The following is a 19831-nucleotide window of genomic DNA, read 5'->3' on the forward strand; positions in this document are numbered from 1 at the left end:
TGACCAATTCTAAAATTTTAAATAAATATTATGCCTACCTACGTTACTCGTATTCGTGATTCTCAAGGAAAATCCAGAACCGAAAAATTTACCGCTGATTCCTTGACTGATGCTCGCAATAATATTATAAATCAAGGTTTTATTATTCAAGATTTAAAAGAATCTCAAAGCTTGGCTTCTCGGTTCGATATCCAAAAGATTAAGAATTCCTTTGTCAAGGTTTCTGTTAAGGATAAAGCAATTTTTTCCCGTCAATTTGCTGCTTTAGTAAATGCGGGTGTAGCCATAGTCAGAGGCTTGACTGTACTTTCTGAGCAATGTAGTAATCCTAAACTTAAAGCTGCTTTAGTAGAAATTTGTGGCGATGTTCAGACTGGAATTAACCTCTCAGATTCCATGCGTAAACATCCTGAGTGTTTTGATGGTTTGTATGTGAGTATGGTACAAGCTGGCGAAGTTGGGGGTGTGTTGGATGAAGTCTTAAATCGTCTAGCTAAATTATTAGAAGATATGGCACGATTACAGAATCAAATTAAATCAGCTATGTCTTATCCAGTGGTTGTGGGTTTTTTAGCAACTGCTATCTTTGTGGGCATGACAGTTTTTCTGATTCCAATTTTCGCAGATATTTTTGTATCCATAGGAGCAGAATTACCACCACTTACATTATTCTTAATGACCTGTAGTAAAGTCTTACGAAGCTATTGGTCTTTGTTGGTTATTGGGATTTTATTTGTATTATCGTTTCTTTATAAGCAGTATTACAAAACCCCTGTTGGTAGGTTACAGATTGATAGTATTGCCCTAAAGCTACCTTTATTTGGTGATTTGATTCAAAAATCTGCTATTGCCCGTTTTAGTCGGACTTTTGGTTCATTGACTCGCTCTGGAGTCCCGATTTTAACTTGTTTAGAAATTGTGCGAGATACATCAGGAAACCAGGTTATTGCTAATGCCATTGACGCTGCCCGTGAAGAGGTTCAACAAGGGGGGATGATTAGTGTTGCTTTGCTCACAGAAAACGTTTTTCCAGCTATGGCAATTCAGATGATGAGTATTGGTGAAGAAACGGGACAACTAGATGCAATGTTGATGAAAGTCGCCGATTTTTATGAAGATGAAGTAGAACAGGCAGTTAAATCACTCACCAGTATTTTAGAACCAGTAATGATTGTGGTGCTGGGGGGAATGGTGGGGACAATTTTGCTGGCTATGTATTTGCCGATGTTCAAAGTATATGAAAAGCTCGGTTAAGGAAAGGTTGAAAGATGGAGAATGAAGACTAAAAAAATCAATTTAATCCTTCATTCTTCATACTTTATCTTGCGTATTTGTCATCTGATGATATCAACACCCACCGTGAGTGTTATTTTTCTGGTAAATTTCCCTGGTAAAATAAGTAGTAAATCACTAATCCAACATCCACAACCCAAAAAGTTATCAAACAATGATCCGTTTAAAACTCTGGCAATGGATAATCTTAGTTTCACCAATTGCGGTAATTATCTCCTTCCTTCTCATTTCCGCAGGAACGCAAATTCACGCTTGGGGATTAAGTTGGATTTGGGCTGTATTTACATTTGTATTTGTCGGTTGGCGGTGGTTGCTGGTACGCTGGACTAAACCGGCAATAAATCAAATTGAAGCTGTTTTTGCAGAAGTTCGAGAAGAATTAGAAACTACCACAGAGAATAATTTAGTCATCGAAACAGATAGGACTAAAGCAGTAGAAACAGCATTACAAAATATTCTCACCGCAGCCGCAAATGATTTACCTATTTGGGAAGATTGGCAAACTTTTTGGCGAAGATGTCAAGATTTAGTAGTAGCAATTTCTCATATTTATAATCCTCAAGTTAAATATCCGCTTTTAAATATTTACATTCCTCAAGTTTACGGTTTAATTCGCGGAACAGTAGATGATATGGATCAATGGATGCAAAAATTATCTCCTGTTCTCAATCAAGTTACCGTTGGACAAGCTTATCAAACCTATGAAGTTTATCGTAAATTAGAACCATCTGCCCGTAAATTATGGAAAGTTTGGAATTGGGCGCAATGGGTATTAAATCCTCTTACTGCGGTGGCAAAAAAAGCTATTGAAGGTGTGGGAAATCGCGCTTCTCAGGAATTATTAATAAACTTGAGTCAACTATTAAGAGAAGCAGCTTTGCGGAATTTATGCAAACAAGCTATCGCTCTCTATGCAGGAACTAAAATTGAATTACCTATTCCCACCCTACCCCAAGTTAAAACCCAAACCCTGCGGGACATTCTCACCCAAGCTGAACCCCCGGAAATCGTTGCCCAAAAACCCGTAAATATTCTCATTATTGGGCGCACAGGTGCAGGTAAAAGTAGTTTAATTAATACTCTTTTTCAAAATGAATTAGCTGCGGTTGATGTTTTACCCAGTACAGATAAAATTCAAAATTATCATTGGGAAACAGAAAATGGGGAAACTCTCAGCCTTTGGGATACTCCCGGTTATGAACAGGTAAAACGGGAAGATTTGCGAGATTTAGTGATTGATTATGCTATTAATGCTGATTTACTATTATTAGTTACTCCAGCACTAGATCCAGCTTTACAAATGGATATAGATTTTCTCCAAGATGTAAAATTAGAAGTGGCAGATTTACCGATTATTACCATTTTAACTCAAGTAGATCGTTTACGTCCTATCCGTGAATGGCAACCTCCTTATGATTGGGAAAAAGGAGAAAAACCAAAAGAAATTTCTATTCGAGAAGCCACAAAATACCGCCAACAACTATTAGAAAATTTCGCTAATTTAGTTTTACCAGTCGTTACAAATGATCCAAAAAATAATCGCAATGATTGGAATATAGAAGCCTTATCTTCAGGATTATTAGCAGCAATAGATCCGGCTAAACAATTACGGTTAACTCGCTTTTTACGGAATTTAGAAACTCGCACCACAACAGCCGCTACAATTATTGAGCATTACACATTTCAGATGACAACTACCCAAGGAATTGCTGCATTACTAAAAAGTCCCGTTTTGCAATTTATTTCCACATTATCAACAGGTTCTCCTACTCTGGCTTATTTACTCGCAGAACAAATTCCCATTGAACAATTACCCATAGTGATTGGTAAATTACAAATGGCTTATGAACTTTTTCCCCTATTAAATATAGACAATTCCAAAACCCGCAACTTTGATTTATTATCCCTGTGGCCATTGTTGTTAGAAAACCCATCTACACCAGGTCGTAATGCTTGGGCTTTTGGTCATGCTTTAATAGAATATTGGACGCAAGATTTAACAATAGAACAATTGCGAACCAGATTTAATTATTATCTTCAACAGTGAAAAATTAGAGATTTTTTATGTAATTCTTTTATCCGCTTGAGTAGAAATTATCACAATAAATATTTCGGAGATATCTATGACCAGGGATAGTAATACAAAGTTGGGTTAAGAGATATTATTTGTTCAATAGTAGTTAACAAGTGATCCGAAAAATATCTTTTTTTCCTCTGCGGTTTAAGAAGTAATTTATCGAACCACAGAGGCACAGAGGACGCAGAGGAAAGAGGTTTAATTTCCAGCTATGCACCATCCTTTACTGTTGATTTTCGTTAAAATCACGATTTTTTCTTTGATGTTAGCCATAGGAAGCAATCTCTGTTTTGAAGAAATGCTTTCCCTATGGCGAAAACCTGCTTTACTATTCCGTGCGCTTTTAGCCGTTGTGGTGCTAGTTCCTCTAGTGGTTATTGTCCTGCTAAAACTGTTTAACTTACCCCCAGAAGTAATGACAGGATTAGCCTTGTTAGCGGCTTCTCCAGGTGCGCCTCTGACCACAAAACGAGCGCAAATGGCTGGATGTAGATTTTCCTACTCAGCGAGTTTTCAGTTAACTCTCGCTATACTTGCAGTCTGCGTTACTCCTATTACCTTGGAAATTTTTGTCACCCTATTTGAGAATATTTCAGAAAAAGTGACAATTTTAGAAGTTACCCGACAAGTGATCATGGTACAGTTATTGCCTGTCAGTATCGGTCTGTTGCTGCAAAAGTTTGTGCCTCAATTTGCCGAAAATATCGCCCAACCCTTAAATTTTATTGCTAATAGTCTTTTTTTCGTACTGGTTGTTTTAGCTGGTATTTTAGGGATTCCTCTATTTTTAAAAGTTTGGGGATTACCAATGGTTGTTATTACAATTATGGTAATCGCCTCTCTAATAATAGGACACAGTTTAGGGGGTAACAATGATGATACACGACCGATTTTAGCAATTTCCTGTATTGCTCGTAATGTTGGTTTAGCCTTGTTTATCGCTATTTTGAATAACGTAGAACAAAAGGTAATTCCCACACTCATAGCTTATGTAATTTTAGGAGCATTTCTAGGTAGTTTTTACTCAATTTGGAATAAACGCAAATTAGAGCAACAACCTAACTAAATGCGGTTTTTTCCGTTACATAATGGCGGTATAAATTATGTTTCGCGCAAAGAGACAAAGGAGCAAAGACGCAAAGTTTGAGATTTGATATTTTCCAATTTAATACTTTGATTCACTAAGGCTATTGTAATTAATCTCTATGCCTGGAGCGTGAAAAAAGCTAAATTATGGCATTATTTGAACAGCTAGAGAGCGGGTTATCATTTGTTGTGACTTTGCTCAAATTCTTACTAGAATTAATTTCTGTTTTTTGTATTTTATTGGGTGTATTAAAAAGCGGAAAAATAGCGATTTCTCTAAATCATCATCATAGTCAAAACCGATTTCTGCAAATCCGGCTCAACTTTGGCATTTGGCTAGTGCTGGCATTAGAATTTCAATTAGGAGCAGATATTCTTTCCACAACCTATCATTCAACATTTGAGTCTCTAGGAAAACTAGGAATTGTTGCCTTAATTAGAACTTTCCTCAATTATTTTCTGAATCAAGAACTCAATAAACAACAATAAAAGTAATTATTCAGAGGTAATTTACAGGCACATCTTACCACAATGAATCAGCCACTTATCAAATCAGAAACACCTGAACAATTGTCTACCAACGATTTAGCGGCAGATCGAACAGAACTAGCTAAATACCGCAGTCGAGCAGCAGCAGATCGCACATTAATGGCGTGGATACGCACCTGTCTTTCCTTAATTGGTTTTGGTTTTGGGATTCCCACCATTGTTAGAGCAATTGAAAATACTCGTCTGAGTCATCACCTTAACCCAGTCAGATTTTCGGTGATTGTGGGACTATCTTTTATTGTGACGGGAATGTTGGGAATGGTTTTAGGGTTAAGAGAACACCGTAAGTTACTTAAACAAATTCAAAATAATCGCTATACCTACGAAACCTCTCACAGTGCGGAAATTATCGGAGTGGCTTTACTTGTAATTGGCTTAGTTAGTTTTCTTGGTGTGATAATTCGGGCAATGAATTTTTAAAGATTTAAGATATATAGCAACTTACGTTACTAAAGCAGGAGTTGAAGGCGTTGGATAAGGTTGATAGTTGAGTGTGTTTATGCCATAATTAATTAAACGATTGGTGATTGTTGGGTTTCATTCTCTCTACTCAACCCACAAGATAGACGATAGCACTAAGAGGTAAGATCATGGATTCAGAAGAAAACAATCAAGAACAAAGCATGATAGAGATTATTGAATCTGGTGAATTAAACAGTATTTATTTCAACGCGTTTGGTATTGGAGTATCTAAAAATGATATTTTAATCTTATTAAAACGCAATGGAAAAGCAGAAGCGGTACTCAATGCTTCTCACATTACAGCAAAATCACTTGTAAGCTCTTTAGATGAAGCTCTGAGAGGATTTGAAGATAAGACAAATCAAAAGATACCAACTTCAGATGAAATCGAAAAATTAATGGAGGAGGAAGATGAAACTAACCTCTAGTAATCCAAAGTATCAAGAGTACCGTAGTCCCTCTCTTTTTGTAGAAGAACCAAAGTTTTTTATAGAAAAAAAATCTCCTTTGGGATTTCGTACATTCAATGAAAACAAAATTTTACTGACAACCAAAAACTTAACAAACAGAATTGAAGAACATAAACCAGACAATCTAGAAAAACCAAAAAGTAAATCAATTAAAATAGATCAAATAGATAAATTATCAACCTTTGAAGAGATTCTAAAATATGGTATTGATGTTATTAAATTGAAGGATGATTATCTTTTTAAACGAATTAGTGAATTAAAAGAATTATGTGATTCAGAAGAAGACTATGATGTTTCCTTAGAATCGCTAAAGTCAATGTTTTTATTTGTTGGAACAATTGGAAATATTTCTAAGCCTAGCAGTATCACAGTAAGTGAAAGTGGTCTTTTTTATGTAAAATGGCAAAGAAATAGGAACAATTCGATAACTGTACGATTTCAAAAAGATTACTTTTTAGACTATGTTATCTTTAAGCCAAGTTCGCATACAAGTAAACGAATTATTTTGAATGGTTCGATGAATGCTATGGATCTAATTGATTATCTTAATGATTTAAATATAAAAATACACCAACAAATATAAACAAAAAATATAAAAATGACAGAGATCGAAACTGGTAATGTTACGCGTTATTGCAAACCTTCGTACTTAGAAAATGGAATAGTACAGAGTTCTGCTTTTGAAAAACGAATAGAACGTAAGGAAAAGTATTTGTCTGTCTATTTACTTGAATTTTTTCAAAAATAAACGGAAATAAAAAATGTTATTGAAGTCATAACATTTATGACAAAAAAAGGTTTCAATCTCAAACCTAATGGTTCATTTGCTGTTATTAATATACAACAATCTAAAGAATATATTTTTGCAGAAATATCATTAGAAATATCCTATCAAGAAGAAAATTTGCCTCATTGTGGTATTTTTCATGATGCTGATGACCTTTTAGTTGCTGAGTTACTGGCTGAGTGCGTTCAGAATAATTATCTTATTAAAGAGATAACTGATTCAACAAATGAGTAGTTAGAATATTTACACATTAAAAATCATCTGAATCCGTTCTTTAACTACCCGATCTGATTCTTGCATCATAGCTTGATAAAGGATAGTATTAATTTCCTTTGTAGCAATTCCTCCCAAAGAAACCGCAGCCACATAACACATTGAAACCATGCACGGTCTAGGATATCGTCTCAAATTACCAGACCTTTTGCAAGGTTGCTGATTTTTAACCTGTCCTAAAGAGGATATAAAATTTCCGGGTTTTTGTTAAAAATTAAATATTCTCAAGAGGTCAGATTTATGTCTCTGCATGAATACAAACTCGGAACTACCTTCCCCGGAGTCATCGGCCGGACAGTTGATAAATCCAGTCCAGCTTGGCCAGAACCATTACGGGCAAAAGAAAATACACCAAACATCCTATTTATCGTTTTCGATGATACAGGATTTGGACAATTTGGAAATTATGGAAGTCCCATCAAAACACCCAACCTAGACACACTAGCCGCTAATGGATTGCGCTACAATAATCTACACACAACGGCACTGTGTTCTCCCACCCGTTCTTGCCTTCTAACTGGGCGCAATCACCATTCTAACGCCATGTCCTGTATTACAGAAGGGTCTACGGGTTATCCCGGAGGTAATGGGAATATTCCCTTTGAAAATGGGTTTCTCTCAGAGATATTACTCCAGAAGGGTTATAACACTTATGCCTTGGGAAAATGGCATTTAACCCCCTCAGACCAACTTTCAGCCGCAGGCCCCTATGATCGCTGGCCTCTCGGTCGCGGATTTGAGCGTTTTTATGGCTTTTTGGGCGGAGAAACCCACCAATATTATCCAGATTTGGTTTATGACAACCACACCGTCAAGCCAGAAAAGACCCCCGCAGAAGGCTATCATTTAACCGAAGACTTAGCAGACAAAGCCATTAGCTTTATCGCTGATGCCAAGCAGGTTGCCCCAAATAAGCCCTTTTTCATGTATTTTTGTCCGGGGGCAATGCACGCCCCCCATCATGTCCCAAAAGAATGGGCTGATGCCTACGCGGGACAATTTGATGATGGTTGGGAAGCTTACAGAAAAAAGGTTTTTGCCCGTCAGCAAGAAATGGGGATTGTTCCCGCAGATGCTGAACTTTCTCGTCATGATCCCGATGTCCCGCACTGGGATTCCCTCCCAGCCGCCGAAAAACGGCTTTATGCTCGGATGATGGAAGTATATGCTGGTTTTTTAACCCATACTGACTACCATATCGGTCGTTTACTCGATTTCCTCAAATCTATCGGTGAGTTCGAGAATACTGTCATTATGGTGATCTCAGACAATGGTGCAAGTTCGGAAGGGGGACCGACTGGTTCAGTGAATGAGAACCTGTTTTTTAACAATGTGCCAGAATCCCTAGAGGAAAATCTCAAAGCATTGGATAAACTAGGCAGCGCCGAAACCTTTAACCATTATGCTTGGGGCTGGACTTGGGCAGGAAATACGCCTTTTAGGCGTTGGAAACGGGAAACCTATCGGGGGGGAATCAGCGACCCTTTAATTGTGCATTGGAGTCAAGGTATTGAGGCTAAAGGGGAGATTCGGACTCAGTACGCTCATGCTATTGACCTTGTGCCGACGGTGCTGGAATTACTGGAAATTGAACCACCGACAACTATTAAGGGTGTGACTCAATCCCCCATTGAAGGTGTCAGTTTTGCCCATACTTTTAATCATAGTAACGCCCCCACTAAGCATATTACCCAGTATTTCGAGATGATGGGACATCGTTCTCTTTACTATGATGGTTGGCGGGCGGTTTGTCCTTGGCCGGGTCCTTCATTTACAGAAGCAGGGCGGTTTTTTGGTGAGGCGATTTCGGCGGAAACTCTGACGGATTTGGATACTCATCATTGGGAACTGTATCACGTCGCCTCAGATTTTGCGGAAAATCACAATATTGCGGCGGATAATCGTCCTAAGTTAATTGAGATGATTGCTACTTGGTATGTGGAAGCTGGTAAGTATAATGTATTGCCTGTAGATGGACGTGGTGTGCAACGACTGGCGGAAGAACGCCCACAAATTACGGTGAATCGTAGCCGCTATGTTTACTATCCTGATACTCAAGCGATTCCCGCCGGTAGTGCTGTGAGGGTGTTAAATCGTCCCCACAGTATTACGGCTGATGTGGAGATTCCCACAGGTGGCGCTGAAGGGATATTACTGGCTCATGGGGGTAATGATAGTGGCTATTCTTTCTATGTGCAAAATGGCAAACTGCACTGGGTTCATAATTATGTCGGGCGATCGCTCTATCATGTTGAATCTGGGTCATCTGTGCCGATAGGTCGGCACCAGTTGCGTTTTGAGTTTAAAGTCACAGGACAACCAGATTTAGCCAAGGGTAAAGGAACGACAGGACGCGCCCAACTGTATATTGATGAGAAATTGGTCGGGCAGATTGATGTGCCTGTAACTACTCCTTTAGCACTAGGTTTGACCAGTGGTGTCACCTGTGGAATTGCCCCTGGTGCGCCTGTTACACCGGATTATGAGCCGCCTTTTAAGTTTACGGGTAAGATTTATAGTGTGATGGTTGATGTTAGTGGCGATTTGATTCAAGATCGGGAGGCTGAAATGCGGACTATTATGGCGCGACAGTAAGGATTAAATACTTTGCAGGGTGGGTTATCTCACCCTGCATTAATCAAATTATTCATATTTATCTAAAATACTAAATATTGTTTCGCGCAAAGTCGCAAAGGAGCAAAGACGCAAAGAAGAAAAGAAGAAAAGAAGGTTTTAGTCAATATCTTCTAAGTTACGAAACTTTGGTTTTATTTTCGGTTTTAATGATATCGAATTTTTAGCGATTACAAGGTATTCCGGTACAGCAACATTTACAATAGATTCAGGGATGTTTTGTGAAAATGTACCTACAAAAACCCATACAAACGACTAAGTATGACTTATATATCAGAAAATATGGAAATTAAGGCTTTCCCTATTCGCATAGAAAATGAGGGAAAAATTACTATTCCAGAAGATTTAAAGGTGCATCTTAGCTTAGTTACAGGTGATACGTTGACGTTATTGCAAATTGGTGATGTTGTTTTACTTACTCCCAAACAGCCGCAAGTTCCACAAATTGCCGACAAAATTACAGCAATGATGGAAGATGCAGGTTTAGAATTAGGTGATTTACTTCAGGGTTTGGCAGCAGAAAGAGTAGCAATTTGGCAAGAGCAAGATCACAATGCGTAAAGTCTTTGCTGATTCTAGCATTCTCATTGCTGGTGCTGCTTCTCGTACAGGAGCTAGTCACGCTGTGTTAACAATGGCGGAAATTGGTTTGTTTCAGTTAGTAATATCAGAGCAAGTTTTATTAGAGTGTGAACGAAATCTCAAGAAAAAATTACCTGATGCTTTACCAATTTTCTCGCAGTTAATAGCAGCTATTAATCCAGAAATTGAACCTGATCCAACTCTAGAAGAAAGTAATCGTTGGGTTAGGATTATTGAAGCTAAAGACGCGCCTATTTTAGCTGCTGCTGTGTTGGCAAAAGTTGATCGTTTATTAAGTTTGAATACTAAAGATTTTACTACGGAAGTTGGTATTGAGAGTGGATTAATTATTCAAACTCCTGCTGAGTTTATTAGAGAAATTCGAGAAATTGTACAAAGAGGTTTGTAATATACAAATATCACCTTCACGCTCAATAATTGCAGTAAATCGCTTATAATTAAATTAATGATCAAATTTCTATTAATCTTGAATTACCTTACATAAAATTTATATGGACATCAAAGTTAGAGACATAATCGATCAACGTTATCAAATCGTTGAGGAATTGGAACAAGGAGGCTTTGGTAAAGTTTTTCTTGCAAAAGATAGGTTAAAATTTGATTCCAGATGTGTTGTAAAGCAATTCATACAGCCCTATAATGAAGAATCAACCAATGGACAAAAAGCAAGAGAATTATTTAAAACAGAAGCAAAAATTCTCTATGAATTAGAAGCTTATTCACAAACTCCTAGCTTACTCGCATATCTGGAAAGTGAAAATTGCATCGTACAAGAATTTATTGAAGGAAAAAATTTGAGACAAGAATTAGAACAAAATAATTTTAAAATTTTTAATGAAAAGCAGATTTTGGAACTTTTGCTAGAAATATTACCTGTATTACAAGAGATTCATAATAGAGGTATTTTTCATCGTGACATTAAACCCGATAATATAATAAGAAATAGTAAAAATGGAAAATTTGTACTAATTGATTTTGGAATTTCAAAGCAAGTTTCCGATCTCGATACTTCATTACAAGGAAATGTAACTATCAAAACCCTCAAAAGTACAAATTTTGGTACATCTGGCTATCAATCACCCGATAGTTTTTCTTCTGCTGCGAGTGATTTGTACTCTCTAGGTGCAACTTGTTTTCATCTTTTAAGCGGATATTCACCGTTAGACTTAGAATGTAATCTTGGAGATAATTGGATTAAAAGAAGTTGGAATCTTCTGGATATGACTATCACAGAACAGACAGTCTCTATTTTAGAAAGGCTTCTCAATACAAATATATCTAGTCGTTATTCAAATGCGGAAGAAGTTTTAGAAGATATTAGAGCTATAGATGACATAAAACGTAGTGAAAAAATAAATTTTCTTCTGTCTTTGTTAAGTAGCACAGATGAAAGATATAAAAGTCAAGCAATTGATGATCTGGCTGAGTTTGGTGCTGAAGCTAGTGAAGCTATTCCTCAACTTATTAAAGTTTTTCAGGAAGATAACTCTGAACTTCGTGGTTCAGCATCAATTACTTTAGCAAAAATTGGTAAAGAATCTGTTCCCTTTCTTGCCGAACTACTTCAACACGAAAAGCTGGAAGTAAGACGAAGAGCAGCAATTACACTTGAAGAAATTGGAACACAAGCTGAAGTTGCAATTTCTCAACTCATTTGTGCATTAGAAGATATTGATCCTGAAGTTCGTGGATATGCCGTTATTGTAATTGCAAATATTGGAATACCAGCTAAAGAAGCTATTCCTGCTTTAATTGAAAGGCTAAAAGACTCTAACCCTAATATTAGAGCATGGTCACTTTACGCACTAGGTAGAATGCAAGAGCTTGCTAAGGAAGCTATACCTATTATCTTAGAAATTTTATCTCAAGAAGAGCCTAATGCTACAGGTAATAAAGTCTTTATCGCTGGCATTGAAGCTTTAGATGCAATTGGGTTTAACATTGATAAAATTAATATTAAGTCTATAGAAGACAATGTTATTAGGACAGCTAGAGAATGGGTTCTCTTTATCAGACAGGATCAGAAAGAAAAAAGAGAACAGGCAAAACAACAAGCGCGAGCTAGAAGAGCAATATATTTTGATTTCCAACCCAAATTAATCTCTAATACTCCACCACAAAAAGATCCTGCTCAATTTATGGAGACATATAAAAATGAGTAGGAATCAGGCTAACAATGATATGGTTTGGTAATTGACACCCCAGAATAGCGATAGTAATCTTTTATATAACTCTTTTTAACAACTTCTCTATAGTTCATCTGACGGATATAATTGTTTCTATCAAAGCTGGTGAATTTTGGTCTACAGATTGTAGATTATCAGGAAGTTCTTTACCTAAATCTTCATACATTTCTATAACTGCTTCCAAAGCATCTTGAACATTAGCTAAAACTTCATCCATAGAATCCCCTTCAGTGATCAATTGTGGTAAGAGTGGAGAAGTTACAGTGAATCCTTCTTCTTGTTGAGGTGTAAGCAATAGTGAGATTTTGTAAAACATATTGTGATGGTATGGTGTAGTTTATTATATTTTCATACTTTAACTGACAATTTTTCTCATAAAACTGTCAAAAGTATTGGTGTTGATTAAACCATTTTCTACCAATATTTGACGTACAGCTACCAAATGTACAGGCTGAAGATATGCCTGTTGTTCGTAAGCTGGTAAAATGACCAAACTTCCTGACGATAGATATTGATAGACTTGTTGAGAGCCTGTTGTTGGTACTTTTGTAAAACCTATCTTGAAAAGCAATTGTTCTAGGTCAGTAAACTGAATATCTCTAACCATGATGACGAATCACTTCAGGGGAAACGCATCTAATTTTTTTGACAAAATGTCACTTATATGTATTTCACAACTTCGATAGAGACGTTTCATGAAACGTCTCTACATTATAATTTAGGAAATTCTCAATTCCCTGCTTTCATCTTTCCATAAGCATAACGAACAAAACTGCCTTCATTGAGATTGTTCCACGCATACATCCGATCTCTAAAGGGTTTCCACTGTTCATAAACGGCTTTAAAATCAGCGTCTTTAGCTGCAAACTCATCATATAAAGCAAAAGAGGCTTTTTCCCCAGCTTCCAAAATTTCCTGACTATAAGCACGCAATTGAGTACCCGTTTTTAATAGTTTCTCTAAGGACTCATTATTGCGGACATCATAACGAGCTAACATTGTTGTATTTGACTGAAATGCAGCAGTTTCTAATGCTGCTTGGTATTGCGGTGGTAACTTTTTCCATTCATCTAAATTCACTTGTACTTCTAAAGTTGGACCTGGTTCCCACCAACCTGGATAATAGTAAAATTTAGCGACTTTATTTAAACCCAATTTTTCATCATCATAGGGGCCTACCCATTCTGCCGCATCAATAGCCCCTGTTTGTAGCGCTTGGAAGATTTCCCCCCCTGGAAGAGTCTGCACAGTTACGCCTAATTTAGCCATAACTTGCCCTCCTAAACCGGGAATTCGCATTTTTAGGCCTTTGAGATCATTGAGGGTTTTCACTTCGTTGCGAAACCATCCCCCCATTTGTGTACCAGTATTTCCCGCAGGAAATTGAATCACATTAAATTTACTGGCATAGATTTCTCGCAGTTTGGTTAAACCTCCGCCTTCATATAACCAAGCGTTTTGTTGTTGGGCATTAAGTCCAAATGGTACTGATGTACCAAAAGCGAGGGCAGGACTTTTACCAATATAGTAATAAGCGGCAGTATGTCCAGCTTGTACAGCACCTTGGGAAACCACATTCAGAACTTCTAAACCGGGGGCTATTTCTCCAGCCGCACGGGGTTCGATAATAAATTTACCGTTAGTGAGAACTTTGACACGTTCTGCTAATACCTGCGCTCCACCAAATATAGTTTCTAAGGACAATGGCCAACTTGTCGCCATTTGCCATTTTATTGTCGGTAGATTACTGGTGTCGGTTTGAGCGGTTGCTGTTTTATTTTGAGCTTTTTGACAACCACCAATAATTGCTACTCCTGTGGCAGCGATCGCACTTTGAGATAATCTGTTAACAATAGCTCGGCGTTTCATAAAAGTTAATATTATTGACTAACTGGAGGATTTCACTACAATATCATGTTTGATTTGATTGTGTTAATACACTGAAAACTTATTATTTCTTATAATTTTGCCAATTGCTGATCATTTCCGATTAGTATAAAAATATTAAGTAATTTCTAACTAAATTTAACGGCTATGTTAGAAACTGTTTTAGCTGAACCTAGCATTAAACTGCCACCCACCCAGGCAGAACTTCCTTGTGATGATGGTATCCCGATGGAGACACAAAGACATAAATTCCAAATGGATATCTTAATTGATACCATTCAGCCTTGGTTAGAGCAAAGGACTGATGGATACGTAGGTGGCAATATGTTTGTCTACTACAGTTTAGCACAATTGAAAAATCAAGATTTTCGAGGTCCAGATTTCTTTGCTGTTTTGGGTGTACCGAAAACAGAACGATTGTCTTGGGTAGTTTGGGAAGAAGGAAAACCCCCAGATGTAGTAATTGAATTACTTTCAGAAAGCACAGCTAACAATGATAAAAATCAGAAAAAATTGATTTATCAAAATCAAATGCGCGTTTCTGAATATTTTTGGTATGACCCGTTTAACCCAGATGATTTTGCCGGTTTTGATCTTAACAGTGGTGCATATCAACAGATTGCTCTAAATGATAAAAACCAACTGATAAGTAAAGTTTTAGATTTAGCTTTGGTACGTTGGGAAGGTAATTATAGAGGCGTTGATGCCACTTGGTTACGCTGGGCAACTTTGGACGGTGAATTATTTCCCACTTCTCAAGAAATGGTAGGAATTGCACAACAAAGGGCAGAACAAGCTGAATTGCAATTAAGGGCAGTTGCCATTAATTTGTTACAGAATGGAATGTCTATAGAACAAGTGGCACAATTGACAAATTTAGATATTTTGGAGGTGGAACAATTGATGAACTAATAGTAAAAATTCACTAAAGTTTTTCTCGTTCCCATATTCTGTATGGGAACGAATTGCAGAAGGCTCTGCCTTCAATAACAGCAGAGGCAGAGCCTCCGTTAAGTCATTCCCAGTCAGAGACTGGAAACGAGGTAAAAGTCATTTTTAGATGACTAAACACTGGGAAAATTTCTGAGTCTGTTTTAACAGACTTGAGCTATTAGACAGGGAATTTATTCCCCGGCTGACTGGTGACTGGCTGACTGTATTCTCAGGTCTTACCTTTAATTTATTATGTTCTATGCGTGACTCAAGCAGATTTTCTTTAATTCGTAAACTCTTAAAATTTTCTCAGTTTATTGACAATGGTGCTGATAAATTGGGATGGTTATCGAATTGGCTAGTTTTACTAACAATTGGAGTCGGTTTTTTTAATGTTGTCGCCCGTTATATGGGTCGCTTCATTGGCGTACAATTGTCTTCTAATGCCTTATTAGAACTGCAATGGTATTTATTTTCTCTCACATTCTTATTCGGCTTTGTTTATATTTTACGTCATGGGGAAAATGTCCGCGTTGATTTTATCTATACTAATATGAGTGAAAAAAAACGCGCCTTGGTTGATTTTGTGGGAACAGTTTTATTTTTAATTCCCTTTTGTCTACTTGGTATTTGGGTAACAATCAATCCGGTTTTACAATCTTGGGGCAGATTAAGTGACGGTAGTTGGGGAACTTGGGAAATATCTTCTGACGCTAATGGTTTACCCCGCGCCCCAATCAAAACTATGGTTCCTATAGCCTTATTACTGCTGCTTTTGCAAAGTATTTCTCAAGCAATTAAATATTTAGCAGTATTATTAGGTTATCAACAAGTAGCAGAACAAATTCGTTTAGAAACTTCAGAAAATATCAATATTGAATAGGGAGACAATATGGGTTTTGAATGGTTAGCAATTTTAATGTTTGTCGGCTTTTTCTTTATTCTTATGAGTGGCTTTCCTGTCGCTTTTTCTTTTGCCGGCACAGCCATTGTTTTTGGACTTATTGGTACAGCAGTTGGGGCTTTTAATCCGGCGCGTCTCCTCCTATTACCTAATAGTTGGTTTGGCACAATGTCCAACTTTACCTTACTTGCTATTCCCTTCTTTGTCTTTCTGGGTGCAGTTCTAGAAAAGTCAGGATTAGCAGAAGAATTATTAGAAACTATCGGCATTATTTTAAGTCGTGTCCGGGGAGGATTAGCTTTAGCAGTTGTTTTAGTGGGAACTGTTTTAGCAGCCACAACTGGAGTCGTAGCCGCCACAGTAATTGTCATGGGAATGTTATCATTACCGTTAATGTTACGCTATGGCTATGATAAAAAATTAGCTTCAGGAGTTATTATTGCTTCCGGTACTTTAGCTCAATTAATTCCTCCCAGTTTAGTCTTAGTGATTCTGAGTGATCAAATTGGTGTTTCTGTGGGAGATTTATTTTTAGGGGCATTAATTCCCGGATTAATGTTATCTGGTGCTTATATTCTCTATATTTTAGGACTAGCTTTTTTTCAACCGGAAAAAGTCCCAATGATTCCTGATGATGTGGTAATTCCTCAAGGGACTCAATTAATTAAACAAGTTTTCAAAGCTGTTGTTCCGCCGATTATTTTAATTTTTGCAGTGTTAGGAAGTATATTCTTTGGTGTAGCCACTCCCACAGAAGCGGGGGCTGTAGGTGCTGTTGGGGCTTCTATTCTCGCCGCTTTTAATAAACGTCTCACACCACAATTAATTCGTGATGCTGCTCATTCTACCGCAGTAATTACAGCTTTAGTTGTGATGATTTTATTCTGTTCTTCGATGTTTAGTTTGGTGTTTGATGCTTTAGGTGGCAAAACTCTGATTACTAATTTATTAGTAGGTTTACCCGGAGGATATTGGGGTTTTTTAATTGTTAGTAATATCGTGATTTTTATTTTAGGAGCTTTTTTAGAATTTATTGAAATTTGCTTTATTGCTATGCCTTTATTAGTACCAGCAGCCCAAGCTTTAAATATTGATATGGTGTGGTTTGGTGTGGTTATGGCAGTGAATTTACAAACCGCATTTATTTCTCCACCTGTGGGATTTTCTTTGTTTTATTTACAAAGTGTTGCCCCTAAAGAAGTGAGTACATTGGATATTCATAAAAGTGCGATTCCTTTTATGGTTTTACAGTTTATTGTTTTGTTAATTGTAATTATTTTCCCGCAAACAGTTCGCTGGTTAATTGATATTTCAGCAACGACTGGGGTTTGAATTTGTGCTGGACTGCAAGAGCGATCGCTCAAATTGGTTTGAGAAGAATATGAACCTCTACCTTGTGTCTTTCTTATCTAATAATCAAGGGTTAGATTCTTCATCAGATGAACCATTTGCCGCTTCATTCCAAGACCACCGTTCAAGGTACTCATCAAGCAATTGACTAATTAATGGCTGGGCATTTTGATAGCCTTCCTCTGTTCTCGAAGAGGGACGGCGGTGATGGGCTATACAGTTACGCATTTTTTCAATTGCACCTATTTTGTTTTTAAGTGCGGCCAAGAAATCAGCATCATAACTATCTTGAACTGGTTTACGAGTAATTTCTGCCTGAAGTTCATCATATTTGATAAAGTTGCGAATATTGTCTAGTAAATCATTAATTTTAGGGTCAGGACGTTGGTTTAAGTTAACGTATTGGCTAAAGAGTAAATGAAAAAATTGATTTTCAAGAGCGTCTTGCATCTCTTTATCGGTTGGCTTGTCTTTTGCGGCTGGCTGTTCCTTCTCGTCTCTTAAAAGTTTATAAGGTTCTACACCTTGGTAGGCGTTTAAATAGATCAGTGTCAGGACTCGTCTTAATTTCATTTCAATCGCAAATATTTCTGCTGACCATTGAGCTAGTTTGAACTGCAATAGAGGATCTTCAAATTTGACTATATGAGAGATTGGGCTGGTTTCTTCAGTTAAGGCTTTGGCAAATTCTTCAACTACTCTTTCGGCTTCTTCGGTTTCTTCAGGTAAGTCTAGGTTAAATCCTAGAATAATCGTTTGTGTTGTGTTGCCGTCTTCATTAGTTGATTGATTTCCGATTCTTTGAGTTTGTAAAATGATCATCTGAGCAACTGTATCAGGCTCAAATTCATCATAGTTATCTTGTAGAGAAACGGTTAATGTGTCTATTAGGATTTGTCTAATATCTGTGTCAGAATTTTGCTGATAAACAATTACAAACTCAAAAATCACAATCAGCTACCTCCCAGTAGTTGTTCTTCAAACCATTGTTTGGCAGCTTGCCATCCTGACTCAGCTTCGGAGCGTAAGCGTTGTGATTCCGAGCGACGGCGTTGTATTTCCGCAACAATTTGCTCTTGGATGGAAATTTCAGGAATAGGAATAATAATATTTTCTAGCTCAGTTTTAGTAATGGCAGGATAATTACCCCCGCTAGACCTCTGAAGCATTTGCTGGAGAGAGAGTTGAGAACGAAGAATACACCAGAGATATTCTCTATTAACTAACTTGCTAACTGAACGAATTATGGCAAATCCTGTTGACGCAATACAACCATCAAATTCTTCAGACAGATGGGCAATAGAACCATGATGGGGACGGGTAAGGCTTACAATAATATCATCACCATGAACTAGCATTCGAGCGCGACTAGGTGCTTCTTTTGTTAAAGTCTCTGTCCAAATAGCTTCACCTGTTTGTGGCTTTACGTTACTTATTTCGATATAACGAAATGTTAATTTTTCTTCGTCTTTCGGATTCCAAGAATCTTTAGAAAATTGCACTATTTCTCCAAGTTTTTTAGTAGTAGTTTTGGAAAGCAAACGATAAATTTTTTTAAAGTTTGGAGCATGAAAATGTGGATCAAATCGTCCGCTAATAATGGAAGTCTGAATCGCAAATACTTTCCGCTCATCTTTAACGGGAGATTCTAGTCCAAGAGTTTTTAACAGGTAATCATCAAGGCTAGAGAGAAGGGCATCGGCTTCTGCTAGTTTTTGGTTTCGCTGCGATCGCGCCTCATCCATAGCAGCAACTAACTCGATTTGTTTATTTAATGGAGGAATTGGTATTTTTATTGCGGCAATATCTTCAAGGTGTAAGTCGGGAACTCCAATACCTTTAACAACGCGACTAAATTGTATTTTTGCAACTTGGGAGTTAAGAAAATAGGTCACAAAAGGTGGTGATATACTATTTTCATTCAATCTCAATAAAGCAACACTAACAAAAATATCAAAAATGGGAGGATTGGATGGAACTAAGGCGGCTTTACCGATAGTTCCAATTTTAGTCAACAAAATATCATTAGTTTTAGGAGAGCATCGTTTGGCTAATTTATGGTGTTCCTCTTCACTAATAAATTTAGTCTTTTCAAAAGAGATTTCCCATTCTCTAACATCCTTTACACTAATGAAGTGTATTCCGTGTTTATCATCGCTAATATATCTAGGTGTATGATGAGTTCCATCTGAGATTAGAGAACAAATTTCTGAAAGCGAACGACAGGTAAATTTAGAATTTTCTAATCTAATATCAAAAATTTGATAAATAGGCTGATAAAATTCAACACTAAATCGTTTTTTAGCTTTGCCCTGCTCAACACCAAAACACAAAGCG

Annotated in this window: 21 protein-coding genes; 15 read left to right on the forward strand and 6 right to left on the reverse strand. The window is 37.2% G+C overall.

The window, feature by feature from the left end:
- Positions 1-30: 30 nt before the first annotated feature.
- The 8 genes from BMF77_RS19405 to BMF77_RS19440 all read left to right on the forward strand — a co-directional run bounded on the left by BMF77_RS19405 (position 31) and on the right by BMF77_RS19440 (position 6958).
- On the forward strand, positions 31-1254 hold the full coding sequence (locus BMF77_RS19405) for a type II secretion system F family protein (RefSeq protein WP_148765087.1): 1224 nt from the start codon (positions 31-33) through the stop codon (positions 1252-1254).
- 193 nt (positions 1255-1447) lie between these two features.
- Positions 1448-3340: a GTPase family protein gene (locus BMF77_RS19410; protein WP_148765089.1), complete on the forward strand. Its 1893-nt coding sequence runs from the start codon at positions 1448-1450 to the stop codon at positions 3338-3340.
- A gap of 241 nt (positions 3341-3581) precedes the next feature.
- Positions 3582-4436, forward strand: coding sequence for a bile acid:sodium symporter family protein (locus tag BMF77_RS19415; protein ID WP_148765091.1), 855 nt, complete (start codon positions 3582-3584; stop codon positions 4434-4436).
- A gap of 167 nt (positions 4437-4603) precedes the next feature.
- Positions 4604-4945: a DUF1622 domain-containing protein gene (locus BMF77_RS19420; RefSeq protein ID WP_015080033.1), complete on the forward strand. Its 342-nt coding sequence runs from the start codon at positions 4604-4606 to the stop codon at positions 4943-4945.
- 42 nt (positions 4946-4987) lie between these two features.
- Positions 4988-5425 (forward strand): YidH family protein, encoded by a 438-nt coding sequence (locus tag BMF77_RS19425; RefSeq protein ID WP_148765093.1) that lies wholly within the window; start codon positions 4988-4990, stop codon positions 5423-5425.
- A gap of 170 nt (positions 5426-5595) precedes the next feature.
- Positions 5596-5895, forward strand: coding sequence for a hypothetical protein (locus BMF77_RS19430; protein ID WP_148765095.1), 300 nt, complete (start codon positions 5596-5598; stop codon positions 5893-5895).
- Complete coding sequence (locus BMF77_RS19435) at positions 5879-6520, forward strand: hypothetical protein (RefSeq protein ID WP_148765097.1); 642 nt, start codon at positions 5879-5881, stop codon at positions 6518-6520. The genes BMF77_RS19430 and BMF77_RS19435 overlap by 17 nt, the downstream gene beginning before the upstream one ends.
- Before the next feature lie 201 nt (positions 6521-6721).
- Complete coding sequence (locus tag BMF77_RS19440) at positions 6722-6958, forward strand: hypothetical protein (protein ID WP_148765099.1); 237 nt, start codon at positions 6722-6724, stop codon at positions 6956-6958.
- 9 nt (positions 6959-6967) lie between these two features.
- On the opposite strand, the gene BMF77_RS28755 is transcribed toward BMF77_RS19440, so the two are convergent.
- Positions 6968-7099: a hypothetical protein gene (locus BMF77_RS28755; protein WP_256370318.1), complete on the reverse strand. Its 132-nt coding sequence runs from the start codon at positions 7097-7099 to the stop codon at positions 6968-6970.
- Between the two features lie 138 nt (positions 7100-7237).
- Here BMF77_RS28755 and BMF77_RS19450 point away from each other — a divergent pair, with 138 nt between their 5' ends.
- The 4 genes from BMF77_RS19450 (at position 7238) to BMF77_RS19465 (ending at position 12396) form a co-directional block, all read left to right on the forward strand.
- Positions 7238-9592: an arylsulfatase gene (locus BMF77_RS19450; RefSeq protein ID WP_148765101.1), complete on the forward strand. Its 2355-nt coding sequence runs from the start codon at positions 7238-7240 to the stop codon at positions 9590-9592.
- 300 nt (positions 9593-9892) lie between these two features.
- Positions 9893-10192 (forward strand): AbrB/MazE/SpoVT family DNA-binding domain-containing protein, encoded by a 300-nt coding sequence (locus BMF77_RS19455; protein WP_148765103.1) that lies wholly within the window; start codon positions 9893-9895, stop codon positions 10190-10192.
- Positions 10185-10622 carry a putative toxin-antitoxin system toxin component, PIN family gene (locus tag BMF77_RS19460; protein ID WP_148765105.1) on the forward strand — a complete coding sequence of 146 codons (438 nt, stop codon included), beginning with the start codon at positions 10185-10187 and terminating at the stop codon, positions 10620-10622. Before BMF77_RS19455 ends, BMF77_RS19460 begins: the two co-directional genes overlap by 8 nt.
- A gap of 103 nt (positions 10623-10725) precedes the next feature.
- Entirely contained in the window at positions 10726-12396 is a 1671-nt protein-coding gene (locus tag BMF77_RS19465; protein ID WP_148765107.1) for a HEAT repeat domain-containing protein, read from the forward strand.
- A gap of 94 nt (positions 12397-12490) precedes the next feature.
- Here the strand turns inward: BMF77_RS19465 and BMF77_RS19470 are convergent, their stop codons facing one another.
- From BMF77_RS19470 to BMF77_RS19480, 3 genes are all read right to left on the reverse strand, one after another.
- Positions 12491-12736, reverse strand: a complete 246-nt coding sequence (locus BMF77_RS19470; protein WP_148765109.1) for a type II toxin-antitoxin system HicB family antitoxin — start codon at positions 12734-12736, stop codon at positions 12491-12493.
- Positions 12737-12775: 39 nt separating this feature from the next.
- Positions 12776-13027 (reverse strand): type II toxin-antitoxin system HicA family toxin, encoded by a 252-nt coding sequence (locus BMF77_RS19475; RefSeq protein WP_148765111.1) that lies wholly within the window; start codon positions 13025-13027, stop codon positions 12776-12778.
- A gap of 122 nt (positions 13028-13149) precedes the next feature.
- Positions 13150-14289, reverse strand: a complete 1140-nt coding sequence (locus BMF77_RS19480; protein WP_148765113.1) for a TRAP transporter substrate-binding protein — start codon at positions 14287-14289, stop codon at positions 13150-13152.
- Positions 14290-14454: 165 nt separating this feature from the next.
- Here BMF77_RS19480 and BMF77_RS19485 point away from each other — a divergent pair, with 165 nt between their 5' ends.
- From BMF77_RS19485 to BMF77_RS19495, 3 genes are all read left to right on the forward strand, one after another.
- A complete protein-coding gene (locus BMF77_RS19485; protein ID WP_148765115.1) occupies positions 14455-15219 on the forward strand; it encodes a Uma2 family endonuclease in 765 nt (254 codons plus the stop codon).
- Positions 15220-15499: 280 nt separating this feature from the next.
- Positions 15500-16123, forward strand: a complete 624-nt coding sequence (locus tag BMF77_RS19490; protein ID WP_210422234.1) for a TRAP transporter small permease subunit — start codon at positions 15500-15502, stop codon at positions 16121-16123.
- A gap of 9 nt (positions 16124-16132) precedes the next feature.
- The gene (locus tag BMF77_RS19495; protein WP_015080019.1) at positions 16133-17476 is read left to right on the forward strand and encodes a TRAP transporter large permease subunit; all 1344 of its coding nucleotides are present in this window, start codon (positions 16133-16135) and stop codon (positions 17474-17476) included.
- A gap of 84 nt (positions 17477-17560) precedes the next feature.
- Here the strand turns inward: BMF77_RS19495 and BMF77_RS19500 are convergent, their stop codons facing one another.
- Together BMF77_RS19500 and BMF77_RS19505 are read right to left on the reverse strand one after the other, a co-directional pair.
- Positions 17561-18445, reverse strand: coding sequence for a hypothetical protein (locus BMF77_RS19500; protein WP_148765117.1), 885 nt, complete (start codon positions 18443-18445; stop codon positions 17561-17563).
- 2 nt (positions 18446-18447) lie between these two features.
- Positions 18448-19827, reverse strand: coding sequence for a restriction endonuclease subunit S (locus BMF77_RS19505; RefSeq protein WP_148765119.1), 1380 nt, complete (start codon positions 19825-19827; stop codon positions 18448-18450).
- Between the last annotated feature and the right edge of the window lie 4 nt (positions 19828-19831).

The organism is Dolichospermum sp. UHCC 0315A (assembly GCF_008121535.1).
Lineage (GTDB): Bacteria > Cyanobacteriota > Cyanobacteriia > Cyanobacteriales > Nostocaceae > Dolichospermum > Dolichospermum lemmermannii.